Here is a 14,316-nt window from a genome sequence, read left to right as displayed (position 1 = left end):
GCTCCTATAGGCTACTCTGGTCGATCAGACGCCTGCAGCGCTGTTCCAGATAGTTCGCCGCCTGCCCAAAACCAGCGAAGCGCTTGTCCGTGGTCTGACCGTGGTAATAACGGTAGTAGATCTGCTGCACGATGCCGGCCAGGCGGAAAAGCCCGTAAACCTCATAGTAATCAAAATTGTCTACCTGGTACCCAGAACGTTCCATGTAGTAAGCCACGACCTCGTCACGGGTCATCATACCGGGACGATGAGTGGGCTGGCGGCGCAGCATCTGGAAAAACTGATCATCATCCGCCTGCACCCAGTAGGCCAGGCTGTTGCCCAGATCCATGAGCGGATCGCCGAGCGTAGCCATCTCCCAGTCCAGGATACCGATCACCTCGAACGGGTTGTCCGGGTTCAGCACCACATTGTCGAACCGGAAATCGTTATGGATGACGCAGGTCGCCACGTCTTCCGGCATCTTCTCCTGAAGCCACGCCATAACGGGCTCAAAATCACTCACATCCTCAGTCCGCGCCTTGCGGAAACGGTCGCTCCAGCCATCAATCTGACGCTTCACATAGCCTGAGCCCTTGCCTATCTCGTCGAGCCCGGCCGCTTGGTAGTCCACCCTATGCAGGTCTACCAGCTTATCCACAACATTGCGGCACAGCTTGCGTGTATCGCCCTCGCTGAGCTCAAATCCTTCCGGGAAATCCTGGCGCAGGATGATGCCCTTGAGGCGCTCCATCACATAGAACTCGTCCCCAAGCACATCGTGATCGTCACAGATGGCGATAATGTCCGGGACATAGGGATAGACAGGTTTAAGGGCACGCATGATGCGCGCCTCGCGCAGCATGTCATGTGCAGACTTCGCCTTGTGACCAAAGGGCGGGCGCCGCAGCACGAAGGAGCGCTCGCCGTAGTCGATCTGGTAGGTCAGGTTCGAGGCACCCCCCGGGTACTGGCGGATTACCGGCTCTCCCTCAAGCTCTGGAAGCTGCTGCTTCATGAATCGGTCCACCGCGACCGGATCCAGCGCTTCGCCCTCGCGTGTGTCCGTTGGCTGATCAATCAGGGTCATGGTCGCCTCGCTCAGTTCTTCTGCATCTTTTTCATCCAGCGCTTACTTTCCATCCCGAGCAGAAAGTCAAAGGCTTTCGGGCTGGCGCGCTTGATGTACCACAGGCGGCGTTCGGTCTTATGCGGCAGCACCCAGAACTGGCCCTTGCGCACCGCCCGAGCGATGTCATTCGCAACATCGTCCGCAGTGATGCTGGAGCGCTGCATCAGCTTGTCCACATTCTTCTGAATGCCGGGAATAGCTGAGCGCATGGAGCTGGTCAGGTTGGTCTGGAAAAAAGCTGGGCAAACCACACAGACATTGACGCCGGTGCCGATGAACTCGTGGTTCATGGTCTCGGAAAGCGCGATCACGCCCGCCTTGGACACGTTGTAACTGCACATCAGTGGCGCCAGCATCAACCCAGCCATCGAGGCAATGTTCACAATCGTGCCGCTGCCCTGCTCCTTGAGCAGGGGCGTGAACACCTTGCTGCCGCGAACCACGCCCATGACGTTGATATCCAGAATCCAGTCCCAGTCCGCAATAGTGGTGTCCTCAACGGAGCCTGCAGAGGCAACGCCAGCATTGTTAACAATCACATCCACGCCGCCCCAGCGCGCCACCAGTGTATCCTTGGCTTTCTCGAAATCATTCAGGCGGCGTACGTCACATTCGACAAACACCCCCTCACCACCAGCCTCGTTAATAGCGCTTTCGGTCTCCACACCCTGCTCCGGCGTAATATCGCCGATGCAAACGCGTGCGCCCTGGCGGGCGTAATTCAGTGCCAGTGCCCGGCCGAGGCCACTGGCCCCGCCGGTGATGAATACCCTTTGGCTCATGCTTTTCATTCCCCTGTTATCGGTATTTGGCCAGTTCCAGCCGAGCAACCATGGCGCGGTGGACCTCGTCGGGCCCATCCGCCAGGCGCAGCGAGCGCGCAGCGCCGTACATGGCCGCCAGTTGGTGATCGTCGCTCACACCACCGCCACCGTGCATCTGGATAGCCTGATCCACAATGGTACACAGCATTTCCGGAACCACCGCCTTGATCTGCGATACCTCACTCAACGCACCGCCAATGCCCTTGGTGTCCAGCAACCAGGCGGTCTTGAGCGTGAGCAGCCGCGCCTGCTCAATGTTCATGCGCGCCCGGGCAATGATATCCGGGTTGCCGCCGAGCTTGGACAGCGGCTTACCAAACGCCTCGCGCGAGTTGGCCCTGTGGATCATTAATTCCAGCGCCCGTTCAGCCGCACCAATAGCCCGCATGCAGTGATGTACACGCCCCGGACCGAGCCTGCCCTGGGCAATCTCGAAGCCCGCACCGGGGGCCTTGATGACAGCACTCTTCGGCAGCCGAACGTTATTGAAGCTCACCTCGCCATGCCCTGCGGGCGGATCCTCATCCCCGAAGACTTTCAACATACGCTCGACTTTCACGCCCGGTGTATCTTTCGGGACCACCACCATGGAATGACGCTGATGCCGGTTGGCCTCCGGATCGGTCAGCCCCATGAAAATCAGTACCTGACAGTTCGGATGCCCGATACCAGTACTCCACCACTTGCGCCCATTCAGCACCACTTCGTCACCTTCAATGACCGCTGTGGCCTCCATGTTGGTGGCGTCCGAGGAGGCCACATCCGGCTCCGTCATGCAGAAAGCGGAGCGGATCTCGCCCTCAAGCAGTGGCTTGAGCCAGCGCTCCTGCTGTTCCTCAGAGCCGTAATAATGCAGAACCTCCATGTTGCCGGTATCCGGGGCGTTACAGTTGAAGATTTCCGGCGCAATGAAGCTGCGCCCGGTCTGCTCTGCAATAACTGCATAGTCGGCGTTGCTCAGACCGGCGCCATGGTCGCTGTTGGGAAGAAACATGTTCCACAGCCCCTGGGCCTTCGCCTTGGCCTTGAGCTCATCAATCACCGGTAGCACGACCCAGGGATTATCCAGGCTGTGCAGTTCGCGGAAGTAATCCGCCTCGATGGGCTCTATCTCGTCCTTCATGAACTGACGAACCCGGTTGTAAAAATCCTGGCCTTTTTCTGAGAGCTCAAAGTCCATCGTGGGATCTCCGCTTTGAACGAGGTTTCAATTTGATATGAGTGTAGAAACCTGTACCGAATAAAGCTACTGAATTATCCTCATTACACGTTATGCGGAAAACTAATGCGGAGAGCTGCCGATCATGATCCCTGGTAACCGCCTCGACCTGAATCTCCTGACCGTCTTCATTACCATCTACCGCGAAGGCAGCCTGACCCGCGCCAGCGAGATCCTGCACCTAACCCAACCCGCAGTAAGCCACTCACTCGCGCGACTCCGAGAGCAGTTCGATGATGCCCTCTTCCGCCGCCAGGGCAACCGCATGGTGCCCACGCCCCTGGCTCAACGGCTGGCCAGTTCCGTACACCCTGCCCTGAGCGAGATCCACTCCGCTCTCAACGCCTTCCACGACTTCACACCTGAGCAGCAACCACGGGTATTCAACATCGCGCTTAGGGACGTACTGGAGGCCACTTTCCTGCCGCCATTGATGCAGGAGATGACCCGGTATCCGGGCATTGAACTGGTAAGCCAGCGCGTACCCCGACGGGAGATGGAACAGCAGCTGGCGGCGGGCAAGCTCGATTTTGCAGTGGATGTACTGCTGCCGGTCAGCGAACAGACGGCGCATGAGCGGCTGCATGAGGACAGACTGGTGGTAGTAGCACGCCGGAATTGCGCCATTGCATTTGAAGGTATGACTCTGGAGCGCTATCTGGAGGCGCGCCACGTACTGGTTTCATCGCGCGCCGAGGGTCAGGGCCTTGAGGATTTCGCGCTCAGCGCTCGCGGCTATCGCCGGAGGATCGCGCTGCGCTGCCAGCACTATTTTGCGGCCTGCCGGGTAGCAGCGGAGACCGACCTGCTGGTGACCATGCCGGAAGCCTATGCGGACATCATTCGCCAGTACCTGGATGTGGTACTGGTCCAGCCTCCGGAGGGCATGCCGGAGGTGGATGTGCACCTCTACTGGCATCGCCAGTACGAACGCGAACCAGCGTTGATCTGGTTCCGGGAGCGGCTGCACGCGCTGAAAGCGCCTGCGGGCCATATCGAAAACTCAGGCGACCAGTGCCAGCCCCCCGAAGAGTAGACCGCCGGCCACAAGCGTGCTCAGAAGAACTACCGAAAAGCCCCAGAGCAGAACCCGCGCTTCACTGATGTGTGGCAAGGTCGCCCGGGCACTGCGATAGAACGCTACCGTTCCCAGCACGGGACCACCCAGCCCCATAAAGAGAAGACCGATACCGAAACCCGCAAAGGTCCACACGGCGATGAGCCTGGCGCGCTCGAACACGCGCTCTTTCTCGCCCATCCGCTCCATGAAGAATCCGGCGCCCGCCCACATGAGGGCGAAGGTCATGCCAACCAGCGCCAATCCGATAACAAAAATAATCACGCGATAAAACACTAATGGTCACTCGGGATGTAGGGATCCGGCAGCGTCTCGAAACCCGGTCGTGCCAGCAGGAACCCCTGAAAGTAACGGATGCCCATCTGGCGACACAGCTGATACTCGGCCTCAGTTTCAACGCCCTCGGCAATGGTTGCAATGCCAAGACGGTAATTGGTCAGGAGAACACCTTCAATTACTGCCTGCTTGCGCGGATGCTCATGCACATTCCGAATCAATGACATGTCCAGCTTTACATACTGAGGCGTGGTATCCGTAAGGAGGTTCATCCTGGAATAGCCAGCTCCGTAGTCATCCAGTGCAATGGCAAATCCCATTTCAGCGTAAGCATCGATAATGCTGATGAGGTGATCTGTATTGGCTAGATCCTCTACCTCCGTGAACTCAAACACCAACCGGTTGGTGTCGAACTCATACCTGTTTGCCGCTGCAAGAGTGGTCTGGATACAGGTCTCGGCCCGATACACCGCATTGGGCATAAAGTTGATGCACAGGTTGGAAGTCATGCCCAATTCTGATGCGAGCTTCACCGCTTTGACCCGACATGCCTGATCAAATCGGTACATGTTCTTACGCGTCACGCGCGCAAGCACTTCGCCGGCGCCTTCGCCGTTGAGGCCGCGAACCAATGCTTCATACGCCAGGACGGTGGCGTCTTCCGCGTCGACAACAGGCTGAAAAGCGAACGAGAAATCAAAATCCAGACCTGCCCCACACGCGCAATGATCGCAGAAAGACTGATCAAAAAGTTCCTGTTCCATAACCTGTCCAAAACCGGGATTTAGGCTCGGGCCAGCAAACTCCCGGCCCGTCACCGTGAAAGTATGACACCAGCTCGCAAAAAGCGCACAACGTAGCTACCTATTAGGGACATAGCCCCGCGCTTTATCAACACCATTAAATAGGTCCCGCCCAACCAGCCAGTTGTCAAGATTGTCGACGAACTGCTCAGTCAGGGCCTTCTTCCAGCCAATGAAATCCCCCGCCATATGCGCCGTCATGGTGACATTTTCCATGGCCCACAGAGGATGATCCGAAGGCAACGGCTCTTGCTCGAACACATCCAGACCGGCACCCGCGATCTCGCCGCTGCGCAGCGCATCCACGAGCGCATTGGTGTCCACGATAGGCCCGCGACCAATGTTGATCAGGCGAGCCGTCGGCTTCATGGCCCGGAACACACCGGCATCGAACAGCTTTTCAGTTGCTGGTGTCAATGGCGCGGCAATGACGACATAGTCCGCCCGACCCAGCTGCTCAGGCAACGCTGCATTGTCATGAACCTCGTCGAAGTCCGGGTCCTCGCTGCGGGCACGACGCGCGACCCCGTGCGCTTCCATTCCCACAGCCGTTACCAGACGTCCAATCTGACGCCCAATCGAACCAGCACCAACAACCAGCACCCGAGCGCCCCGAGCGCGCTCGGTATCCCGGTGCTGCCACTGGTGCGCCATCTGCAGGCGGATTGACCGCGGAAAGTCCTTGGCGAACATCAGAATGGTGCACAGCACGTATTCAGCAATGCTGCGGTCAAAAATACCCTGGGCATTGGTCACCGTCACCCCACTGTTGACCAGCTCCGGGAACATCAGTGCATCGACACCGGCACTGGTGGCGTGGATCCACTCTAGGCTGTCCGCAAAGGGCCATGCCTCGCGAAGCGCCTCAGTGCGGAAATCAGTCACCATCATGATACGGGTGCCCGGCAGGTTCTGGCGCAGGGTGGCCGCATCCCAGGCAAAGCGCACCTCGGCCCGATCGAAAAGCGGATCCAACCCTGGTGGGCGTTCTTCATCCGGCGCTGTAAGGACGGTGATCACAGGACGTGTCTCGGTGCTGGCCATGATGCTCTCCTGCTCATTGAGATAGTATCAGGGTAGAGGCTGAACCCCCGGAATGCCATGCCCCGAAGTGCGCCACGACAGGCCTTCACGTTACGGGATTACCCCTACCCGCGCTTGCTTTCCGCCCCTGTCTTAGTCATTGTAACTGATGACCGATTGATTCAACTGATTGATGTATGGGAGAGCGGTTAATGGCTACGTCGGCAGGCAAGACAATACCCGCGAGCGCCCCCAAGCGTAAGCTGACCTATCGTAAGACCAAGGCCCGCTGGCATCCCTCAATGCAGGCGATTCCGGTGCCGGGTATCCGGCGTATGGTCAACATGGCCGCAGAGATGGACGATGTAATCCATCTTTCCATCGGTCAGCCGGATCTGCCTACTCCCAAGCATGTCACCGATGCCATGGTGGATTCACTCCAGGCGGGACAGACCGGTTATACCATGGACGCCGGCCTGCCGGAGCTTCTGGTGGCGCTGCGTGACTATTACGGCAATCGCTACGGCCGCAAGCTGTCAACGGAGAACATCCTCGTCACCAGCGGCGCGACTGAAGCCATGTACCTAGCCCTTTCGGCTACAGCGGCTCCTGGGCGGCAGTTCCTGGTGGTGGATCCATCCTTCCTGCTGTATGCGCCGCTGATCCGGATGAACGGGGGCGAAGTCAAGTTCATCCCCACACACCCGGAAAACGGCCATCAGCTGGACCCGGACGACATCATCAAAAACATCAGCATGCGCACGTTTGCGGTGGTACTGAACTCCCCCAACAATCCAACTGGGGCGGTCTACCCCAAGTCCACCATCGAGCGGATCGTGGAAGAATGCGCTTTCCGCGGCATCCAGGTTTTCAGCGACGAGGTCTATGACCACTTGATTCTGGACGACGAGGAGTACTCCAGCGTTCTGAGCTGTGGCACGGATCTCGACCACCTGATGTGCATCTCCAGCTTCTCCAAGACCTACAGCATGGCCGGGCTGCGGGTGGGATGGATCATCTCCAGTCAGGGCGCCATCAAAAAGCTGCGGCGCTACCACATGTTCACCACGTCAGTGGCAAGCACGCCGGCTCAATTCGGGGGCGTAGCCGCCCTTGAGGGTGATCAGCAGAGCGTTCGCGATATGATTGACATTTACCGCGAACGCCGTGATCTGATTACCGACCTGGTCAGCCAGACGCCCTATCTGACCGGTTACAAACCCAGCGGTGGGTTCTTCATCTTCCCGGATCTACCGGATCATGTGGATGCCTCAGATCTGTGTCTGCGCATGCTTAAAGAAACGGGAGTGTGCGCGGTACCCGGCGATGCCTTTGGCGAGCAATGCACAAATTCGATACGCTTCTCGTTTTCCGCGTCCAGCGATCGAATTCAGGAGGCGTTCGAACGCATCGTCCCCTGGATGAAAAAGCAGAACCTGTAACAAACAATTGAAGGATTTTGATGAAACGGATTACCAGAACCGCTCTTCTGATGCTGTTGCCGGTGGTCGCCGGCGGCTGCGCCAGCTTCTCGCCCTACAGCGTGGATGAGTCCACCATTGAGAGCCATCTCAGGGACCGGATTGCGAGCTTCTCCCAGGATCTCAGTGACCGGGGCCTCCCGGTTACGCTGGAATTAACCAGCGCTGATATTGCCATTGGCCCTGAGGGTCGTAATGTGGCGGTGGTTGATTTCGGTGGGCGCGCCGTTCTGCAGGCACCGCGCATCCCGATCGATCTGGATTTCAGTGTCGAAGGCACGCCCGTCTATGAGGCGGAAAAAAAGGCCATCTACATTCGTGACCTGAAAGTACTGTCCACGAACGTGGAAGCGGCCGGCAGCGCCTTTGATCTGTCGCCCATCACCGGCACGCTTTCGGATATTGCAGCGCAGTTCCTCAACGAGCGTCCGGTCTACCGGCTCAATGAAGAGGAGGCCGGCGCACGGCTGTTCGGAATGATGAGCCTCAGGCTCGATGTCCAACCCGGTCGTCTGACACTGGTCCCGGCGGGCTCCGGCGAGGATGTCCAGCGCTCGATCCGGTAATGGATAAATCCGGCCCGCGGGCCGGGCCGGTTACTGGCGGCCTTGTCACTGCTCCTCAGTGATAGCCGCCTCAAGCTGTTCCCTGATTTGATCCGGTATTGGCATCGCCTTTTCGGACGTATAATCGAAGTGAATCAGGACCGCCTCGCTGCGCGCCACTTCCACGCCGCTCTGGTACGCTGACTGGAGCACCTGGAAAGAGGACGTGCCAACATGGCCAATTGTGGTCTGAATATCCACCGGGCGCCCCCAATAGCACTGGGCCTTATAGTCAATGGCGACCCGCGCTACGATCAACGGCCATGATGCAAACTCAAGCGATGGGTGGAAGATCTCAAAAATCGGCATCCGAGCATGTTCAAACCATGTTGGATAGGCGGTATTTCCAATGTGGCCTAGACCATCGGTGTCGCTGAAACGGGGCTCAATCTGAAAATCGAACATCCAGTACGCTCCTGACTGCATCTATGGCTGTAAGACTGGGTGAGCTGATACGTAACGGACTGCGTAACAGCACCAAATTTTCTGCGAAAACCAACCCGGAGAAACATGTCGAACCTTTCCTCAACCCGTCAGAGCCTCGGCCTTGTTGGCTGGTGTCTCCTGCTGCTGGTCATCGCCATTCTCGGGGCGGTTGCCTCGATCAATGCCGGCGCATTCTACCAGTCTCTGGAACAGCCTGCCTGGGCACCACCGGCCACTTGGTTCGGGCCCGTCTGGAGCACTATTTACACCCTGATGGCAATTGCAGCCTGGCTCGTCTGGCGTCCCTCGGGGTTCGGGGGAGCGCCAATAGCTCTCGCGGTTTTCATCGGCCAGCTGGTACCGAATGTGCTCTGGAGCTGGTTTTTCTTTGTCTGGCATCTAGGAGCCCTGTCCTTTGCCAACATCCTGATCCTGTGGGGACTCATCGTGGTTACACTCATTGGCTTCTGGCGGGCAAACCGGATTGCGGGGCTGCTGTTGGTCCCCTATTTGCTATGGGTCACTCTGGCAGTCGCTCTCAATTACAGCGTCTGGCAACTCAACCCCGCGATGCTTGGGTGACGTCCGTATCGCTACCTAATTAGCAGCCTAAGCAGTACAAGGGCAACGTGCTAGAATAGCCGCTTTTGGTCTTAAGAGTTATTCCATGCCGCACCTGCAGCTGGCCCTTCTGCTCGGAATGACAGTCGCCCTGGGCCCACTGGCACTCGACGCCTATCTGCCTGCTTTTCCGAGAATTGCTGACGATCTCGGCACTGCTAATGCTGACGTGGGCCTGACGCTGAGTGCGTATGTCGCAACACTGGGGCTGGCCCAGCTGATCGGCGGACCGCTTTCCGATCGTTATGGGCGCCAGAAAATCCTGTTCAGCGGATTGGCCATCTTCGCCGGCTCCGCCCTGATGGTCTCACAGGCCGGGTCGCTGACCGACATGCTGGTATGGCGCGCCAGCCAGGGCGTCGGCGGTGCTCTGTGCGCGGTCTCCGTGCCCGCACTCGTTCGGGACCATGCGGATGGCGCGGACTCCGCGCGCCTGTTCGGGCTCATCGGGTTGATCATGTTCATTGCCCCTGCGGCGGCGCCTTCCATCGGGACGCTGCTTCTGACGCTCAGGGGGTGGCCGACGATTTTCGTCATGCTTGCCGGCTACGCCGCCCTTCTGGCGGTACTGCTGCACTTTGCACTCTTCAATCGGCTGACCCCAAGGCAACGGGACAGAACCCCCGTGCGGACGTTGGTCACAAACTATCTTCTGGTACTGAAACATCCCGCGACCATGCGCTTCATCGCTCTTCAGGCCCTCGCTTTCAGCACCATGTTGGTCTTCATCACCAACGCATCCTTCATCTACCAGGAGTGGTTCGGGCTCTCAAGCGCGCTGTTCTCGATGCTCTTCGCCGCCAACATTGGAGCCATGGCGCTGTTCAGTCTACTCAACCGCCGGCTCCTGCTGCATTTCGAGTCGGTTATCCTCTTGCGAATCTACGTCTTTATACAGGCCGCAGCCGTGACAGCGCTGGTGGTCTGCGCCTTCGCGGACGCCGCCTACTGGGCTGTGGCTGCCTGCATTGTTGTTGCCACCGGCTGCATGGGCGCCCTGGTGCCCAATAATATGGCCAATGCTCTGGAATTCTTTCCCAAGCTCGGGGGCACCGCCTCGGCACTGCTTGGCGCCTCCCAATTCACCGTCGCAGGAGTGATCAGCGCAGGGTCAGCAGCTATGGGCGGTAGCTCGCTGGTGCCGATCGTACTGATTATGGCAGCCTGTTCCAGCGGCTGTGTTCTGTTGGCTAAGGGCGCACCAGCAGCAGTCAGAAAAGCAAAGGAGATAGCGGTATGACGATCTGGGTGGATGCCGATGCCTGCCCTGGCCCGATCCGGGACATCCTTTATAAAGCCGCGCAACGCACTGGCATCCGTTTGGTTCTGGTTGCCAATCGCCCGGTTGCGGCCCCGCCGTTGCCCACCATCGAACACATGCAGGTGCGCTCCGGGTATGACGAGGCGGACAACGAGATTGTCCGCCAGGTGGAAACCGGTGACCTCGTGATCACCGCCGACATCCCACTGGCGGCGGAGGCCATGGAGAAAGGCGCGCAGGCCCTGAACCCGAGAGGCGAACGCTATACCAGCGACAGTATCCGCAGCCGCCTCAACATGCGTGACTTCATGGACACCATGCGTGCCAGCGGCATCCAGAGCGGCGGCCCACCGCCACTCGGCCAGCGTGAGAAGCAGGCTTTCGGCAACCAGTTGGACCGCTGGCTTCAGCAACGCCAGACCTGAGCCTCAGTGACTGACCAGCTACCGCTACCAATGCTGCGTCATGATGCAACGCGCTGGCGATTCCGACGCTTTTTCATGCGGTAGAGCTTACGCTCTTTCAGCGCGTACTCGTTCAGCCCGGCCAAATGCACACGCCGGATGTATTGGCGCCAGTCGATGCGACGGGCATCCACTGGGAAGAGACGGCGATCCTCATCCCCCATCCTCTGAGCCATTTCCAGAAGCCGATCATTGTGGAAGGTATAGTCCGGGCAGGAATAGAAGCCGAAGGTCGTGGCCAACTTCATGGTGGTCTGGAAGTGCTCCACGGTTTTCAGCTCCGCATCCCGGCCCAGCCACTGCAACCCCCGGCGGACCACGTTCACTGGAATGCCCACACCACGGCTGACCGTGTTGAACAACCGCCGGTTCACGGCCATGAACGGCAGCTCGGGCTTCGCGTAGAACAGGTGATCATACGCCTGATGATTTTCCCGCGCCTCGGTCATGACGTGGTCAATGAATTCATCAAGGCGTAGCGGATTGGACGAGCCACTGCAGCACTGGTAGATGCGTTGACGGCCGGGAGACTGCAGCTGTTCCGTTAGCGAGAGAATAATGCTGTTGGCCACCAGATCCGCGGGAATGACGTCGATCACCCCCCGACGGCGCCCGGGAAAGAACATGACATTGCCACGGGCGTACGCCATGATGACCGCATCCGCCACCTTAACGCCCTCGACCCATCCAGGCACCGGCTCTTCCAGCGTGCTCTCAACAATGGAGGGGCGCAGAATGGTAACCGAGCCACCACGCAGATTGCGCGCCAGGAGCTGTTCACCAATCCACTTGGTCAGGGTGTAGGTATCATTCCAACCAAGGCGGTTGGCCTCCCGTATCCCCAGGTTGACCAGTTCCTCTTCCAGCTTTCTACCGCTGTAGAGACTGCGCAGATCCGCAATCCGATCCTGCAGGGTAACGAGCAGGTCCTCAACACGACAGGTCCCATCCGGATCCCTGACAATGCCCCGGCCAGCGGGTGTAACCAGTTCCTCATGACGATGACCGCCGTTGAAGCCGTTGACGTAGCAGGTGGATACCTGGACCAGTGGGATGCCTCCTCCCTCCTGCACCAGTTCGGTGATATTGCGCAGACTCAACGCGTTGATCGCGAGTGCCCTGTCCAGCGGCTCTCGAAAATCAACACTTGCCGCCACGTTGATCACCGCGTCCGTCTCCGCGGCCAGTTCACGGAACCGTACCTCAGTCATACCGAAAAAGGGTTCGGTGATCTCACCGGTCACGCAATGAACCCTGTTATCGAGGAACTCGTCCAGATATTCCGGATCATCCACTCGAAGCCGATCAAACACCGACGCCGTCGCTACCTCATTGGAGAAACGTTCGGCGGCCGTACTATGGCGTCCGTTGCCCCGGATCAGCAGGGCGACGCCTGCGATCTCGGGAACCGTGCGGATCAGTTTCTCCAAAACGACTTTGCCAACGAACCCGGTTACCCCCGTAAGCAGTACCCTTTTGCCCTGGAGTTGCTGCAGTACACTTGAGTCACTGGCCGCTGCATGCCACTGCTCGGATTCCATGGTCACCTCCTTGAGGATCGGGGCCGGGTTGCTGAGCGTTATTGAGTGTAACATTGATCATGATCTGATCATTCCCTGAAACGTGACCCTCTTCCCGCCATTGGAATGCACGTACTCAACCCGACCCCTGCCCTGGTGCAGCGCTTTCCGTAACCGGCGCCCCGGGGGCTGACACGCCAGCACCCAAAGCCCTGCCCTCCTCGGGCCGGATCCCCTCCGGGGGCGTTACAACGCGCGCCAACTGCCGGAAATGCTCAGCAGCAGCACGCCTTACAGTCGTGGGCGCCTCTTCCCAGTTCATAGCAGCCAGACCTGTCTGGAGCGCCTCTAAGGTATCCTCGTCCAGGGACTCTCCAAGCACTTCAAGTACGCCGGTGATCAGCCGGTACTGGGCGAGCGGGTCGTCCTGAGTACTGTGCAGGTGCGTTGCCAGAGCGGTTGTCCACTCCTGACTGCTGCTGGGCGCTGCCCTTTGCGGTTCACGGTCTTCGCTGCGCTGATGATGGCGGCGGCGGACCAGCCGCGCCCAATACCGCGCGAATCCATTCGCCGGCGCAACCCCTTGCGAGCAGCGCACGGCCAGCATGTCGGCCAGGGTCCAGAACTGACGGCAGGAGGGATCATGCTGGTCCAGCATGGCAACAGGATGCTGGGTGCTGATGGACTGCGAAATGGTCTCATCCCGCCAGATCGCCCCCAGATAGTGCAGCTGCACGCCAATATACCGGGAAACCGCTGTTGAGAACCGGCGGTAGACGGTCTGCGCCTCGGTTGCCCCGCGTGCCATATTGACGATGACGCTGGGCGTGCGGCGGTAGCCCTTACGGTGAAGTACCTTGACCAAAGAAAACGCATCAGTCAGCGAGGTAGGGTCCGGCGTAATCACAAGCGTCGCCAGATGGGAAGCCGCCACCATGTGCAGAGCGGGCGTGCTGAGGCCGGCAGCGGTGTCGATGATGACCCGGTCGTAGCCTTTTTCAAGGACTCTGAGCTGCTCCAGGAAATTCTCGCGTCGGGCACTGTCGAGATCCAGACACCCCGGAACCCCCGAAGCCCCGGGGAGCAGGTCCAGGTTGTCGGAGACTGGCAACAGAACCTCATCCAGGGTCCGTTCGCCCAGCACCGCGTGTTCGAGCGTCATTCCCGGGTAAACGCCCAGCATCACATTGACGTTAGCGAGCTCAACATCCCCGTCAAGAAGCAGCGTTCGATAACCCTGGCGCGCCAGAACCAGAGCCAGATTGAGAGCGACCTGAGTCTTACCGACACCTCCCTTACCGCCGGTTACCGCCAACGTAAGCGGCACCTGAGAACCGGATTCCGGGCGGTCAACTGCGCTGGAGCTGTTGTTATGATTCATTCCGACACCGCAGATACTGCTAACCGCATTACATTATTGTACGCTGGCTGACCAGTACGGGACAGTCCCGCCAGACTACAAAGCGGGGGAATAACCATCATCTTTAGGCGGTTTGTTAGAGTAAAAAATGAATAAACGCCCGCAAATCTTTCATTCCCGGGTAATATCGATTACGCTTTTGACTGAAAAAAGTGAGATCGAATTCAAATTCTGGAAGTGGCCA

At 58.8% G+C, this 14,316-nt stretch carries 15 protein-coding genes; 6 read left to right on the top strand and 9 right to left on the bottom strand.

The annotated features are described in order from the left end of the window. Window positions 1-4: 4 nt before the first annotated feature. From AAF659_RS09100 to AAF659_RS09090, 3 genes are read right to left on the bottom strand one after another with little or no spacing between them, the layout of a single operon-like run. Complete coding sequence (locus tag AAF659_RS09100) at window positions 5-1,069, bottom strand: phosphotransferase family protein (protein WP_349751429.1); 1,065 nt, start codon at window positions 1,067-1,069, stop codon at window positions 5-7. An 11-nt stretch (window positions 1,070-1,080) separates the two neighbouring features. Further along, a complete protein-coding gene (locus AAF659_RS09095; protein WP_349751428.1) occupies window positions 1,081-1,893 on the bottom strand; it encodes an SDR family oxidoreductase in 813 nt (270 codons plus the stop codon). A 16-nt stretch (window positions 1,894-1,909) separates the two neighbouring features. Next, window positions 1,910-3,115 carry an acyl-CoA dehydrogenase family protein gene (locus AAF659_RS09090; protein ID WP_349751427.1) on the bottom strand — a complete coding sequence of 402 codons (1,206 nt, stop codon included), beginning with the start codon at window positions 3,113-3,115 and terminating at the stop codon, window positions 1,910-1,912. A 124-nt stretch (window positions 3,116-3,239) separates the two neighbouring features. Here AAF659_RS09090 and AAF659_RS09085 point away from each other — a divergent pair, with 124 nt between their 5' ends. After that, window positions 3,240-4,190, top strand: a complete 951-nt coding sequence (locus AAF659_RS09085) for a LysR family transcriptional regulator (RefSeq protein ID WP_349751426.1) — start codon at window positions 3,240-3,242, stop codon at window positions 4,188-4,190. Here AAF659_RS09085 and AAF659_RS09080 read toward each other — a convergent pair. From AAF659_RS09080 to AAF659_RS09070, 3 genes are all read right to left on the bottom strand, one after another. After that, complete coding sequence (locus AAF659_RS09080) at window positions 4,158-4,460, bottom strand: hypothetical protein (protein WP_349751425.1); 303 nt, start codon at window positions 4,458-4,460, stop codon at window positions 4,158-4,160. The two genes, AAF659_RS09085 and AAF659_RS09080, sit on opposite strands and share 33 nt — an antisense overlap. A 47-nt stretch (window positions 4,461-4,507) precedes the next feature. Continuing rightward, window positions 4,508-5,272: an EAL domain-containing protein gene (locus AAF659_RS09075; RefSeq protein WP_349751424.1), complete on the bottom strand. Its 765-nt coding sequence runs from the start codon at window positions 5,270-5,272 to the stop codon at window positions 4,508-4,510. A 96-nt stretch (window positions 5,273-5,368) separates the two neighbouring features. Continuing rightward, window positions 5,369-6,355 carry a D-2-hydroxyacid dehydrogenase gene (locus tag AAF659_RS09070; RefSeq protein WP_349751423.1) on the bottom strand — a complete coding sequence of 329 codons (987 nt, stop codon included), beginning with the start codon at window positions 6,353-6,355 and terminating at the stop codon, window positions 5,369-5,371. Between the two features lie 191 nt (window positions 6,356-6,546). Between AAF659_RS09070 and AAF659_RS09065 the strand changes: the two genes are divergently transcribed. Next, entirely contained in the window at window positions 6,547-7,776 is a 1,230-nt protein-coding gene (locus AAF659_RS09065) for a pyridoxal phosphate-dependent aminotransferase (protein ID WP_349751422.1), read from the top strand. Between the two features lie 20 nt (window positions 7,777-7,796). Next, the gene (locus tag AAF659_RS09060; RefSeq protein WP_349751421.1) at window positions 7,797-8,381 is read left to right on the top strand and encodes a YceB family lipoprotein; all 585 of its coding nucleotides are present in this window, start codon (window positions 7,797-7,799) and stop codon (window positions 8,379-8,381) included. Between the two features lie 45 nt (window positions 8,382-8,426). On the opposite strand, the gene AAF659_RS09055 is transcribed toward AAF659_RS09060, so the two are convergent. Next, the gene (locus tag AAF659_RS09055) at window positions 8,427-8,825 is read right to left on the bottom strand and encodes an acyl-CoA thioesterase (protein WP_349751420.1); all 399 of its coding nucleotides are present in this window, start codon (window positions 8,823-8,825) and stop codon (window positions 8,427-8,429) included. A 105-nt stretch (window positions 8,826-8,930) separates the two neighbouring features. Here AAF659_RS09055 and AAF659_RS09050 point away from each other — a divergent pair, with 105 nt between their 5' ends. The 3 genes from AAF659_RS09050 (at window position 8,931) to AAF659_RS09040 (ending at window position 11,153) form a co-directional block, all read left to right on the top strand. Continuing rightward, window positions 8,931-9,428, top strand: coding sequence for a TspO/MBR family protein (locus AAF659_RS09050; protein ID WP_349751419.1), 498 nt, complete (start codon window positions 8,931-8,933; stop codon window positions 9,426-9,428). An 85-nt stretch (window positions 9,429-9,513) separates the two neighbouring features. Beyond that, window positions 9,514-10,707: a multidrug effflux MFS transporter gene (locus AAF659_RS09045; RefSeq protein ID WP_349751418.1), complete on the top strand. Its 1,194-nt coding sequence runs from the start codon at window positions 9,514-9,516 to the stop codon at window positions 10,705-10,707. Then, entirely contained in the window at window positions 10,704-11,153 is a 450-nt protein-coding gene (locus AAF659_RS09040; RefSeq protein ID WP_349751417.1) for a YaiI/YqxD family protein, read from the top strand. Before AAF659_RS09045 ends, AAF659_RS09040 begins: the two co-directional genes overlap by 4 nt. Before the next feature lie 38 nt (window positions 11,154-11,191). Here AAF659_RS09040 and AAF659_RS09035 read toward each other — a convergent pair whose 3' ends face one another. Further along, on the bottom strand, window positions 11,192-12,733 hold the full coding sequence (locus AAF659_RS09035; RefSeq protein ID WP_349751416.1) for a fatty acyl-CoA reductase: 1,542 nt from the start codon (window positions 12,731-12,733) through the stop codon (window positions 11,192-11,194). A 115-nt stretch (window positions 12,734-12,848) separates the two neighbouring features. Beyond that, window positions 12,849-14,093 carry an AAA family ATPase gene (locus tag AAF659_RS09030; RefSeq protein WP_349751415.1) on the bottom strand — a complete coding sequence of 415 codons (1,245 nt, stop codon included), beginning with the start codon at window positions 14,091-14,093 and terminating at the stop codon, window positions 12,849-12,851. Window positions 14,094-14,316 lie beyond the last annotated feature (223 nt).

The sequence above is a fragment of the Salicola sp. Rm-C-2C1-2 genome, from assembly GCF_040196175.1.
Lineage (GTDB): Bacteria > Pseudomonadota > Gammaproteobacteria > Pseudomonadales > Oleiphilaceae > Halospina.
This window is presented reverse-complemented; position numbering and strand designations above follow the sequence as displayed.

Bases quoted from the DNA above. Each gene is read 5' to 3' on its own strand.
- AAF659_RS09100 (WP_349751429.1), bottom strand. From the start codon at position 1,069: ATGACCCTGATTGATCAGCCAACGGACACACGCGAGGGCGAAGCGCTG.
- AAF659_RS09095 (WP_349751428.1), bottom strand. From the start codon at position 1,893: ATGAGCCAAAGGGTATTCATCACCGGCGGGGCCAGTGGCCTCGGCCGG.
- AAF659_RS09090 (WP_349751427.1), bottom strand. From the start codon at position 3,115: ATGGACTTTGAGCTCTCAGAAAAAGGCCAGGATTTTTACAACCGGGTT.
- AAF659_RS09085 (WP_349751426.1), top strand. From the start codon at position 3,240: ATGATCCCTGGTAACCGCCTCGACCTGAATCTCCTGACCGTCTTCATT.
- AAF659_RS09080 (WP_349751425.1), bottom strand. From the start codon at position 4,460: ATGACCTTCGCCCTCATGTGGGCGGGCGCCGGATTCTTCATGGAGCGG.
- AAF659_RS09075 (WP_349751424.1), bottom strand. From the start codon at position 5,272: ATGGAACAGGAACTTTTTGATCAGTCTTTCTGCGATCATTGCGCGTGT.
- AAF659_RS09070 (WP_349751423.1), bottom strand. From the start codon at position 6,355: ATGGCCAGCACCGAGACACGTCCTGTGATCACCGTCCTTACAGCGCCG.
- AAF659_RS09065 (WP_349751422.1), top strand. From the start codon at position 6,547: ATGGCTACGTCGGCAGGCAAGACAATACCCGCGAGCGCCCCCAAGCGT.
- AAF659_RS09060 (WP_349751421.1), top strand. From the start codon at position 7,797: ATGAAACGGATTACCAGAACCGCTCTTCTGATGCTGTTGCCGGTGGTC.
- AAF659_RS09055 (WP_349751420.1), bottom strand. From the start codon at position 8,825: ATGTTCGATTTTCAGATTGAGCCCCGTTTCAGCGACACCGATGGTCTA.
- AAF659_RS09050 (WP_349751419.1), top strand. From the start codon at position 8,931: ATGTCGAACCTTTCCTCAACCCGTCAGAGCCTCGGCCTTGTTGGCTGG.
- AAF659_RS09045 (WP_349751418.1), top strand. From the start codon at position 9,514: ATGCCGCACCTGCAGCTGGCCCTTCTGCTCGGAATGACAGTCGCCCTG.
- AAF659_RS09040 (WP_349751417.1), top strand. From the start codon at position 10,704: ATGACGATCTGGGTGGATGCCGATGCCTGCCCTGGCCCGATCCGGGAC.
- AAF659_RS09035 (WP_349751416.1), bottom strand. From the start codon at position 12,733: ATGGAATCCGAGCAGTGGCATGCAGCGGCCAGTGACTCAAGTGTACTG.
- AAF659_RS09030 (WP_349751415.1), bottom strand. From the start codon at position 14,093: ATGAATCATAACAACAGCTCCAGCGCAGTTGACCGCCCGGAATCCGGT.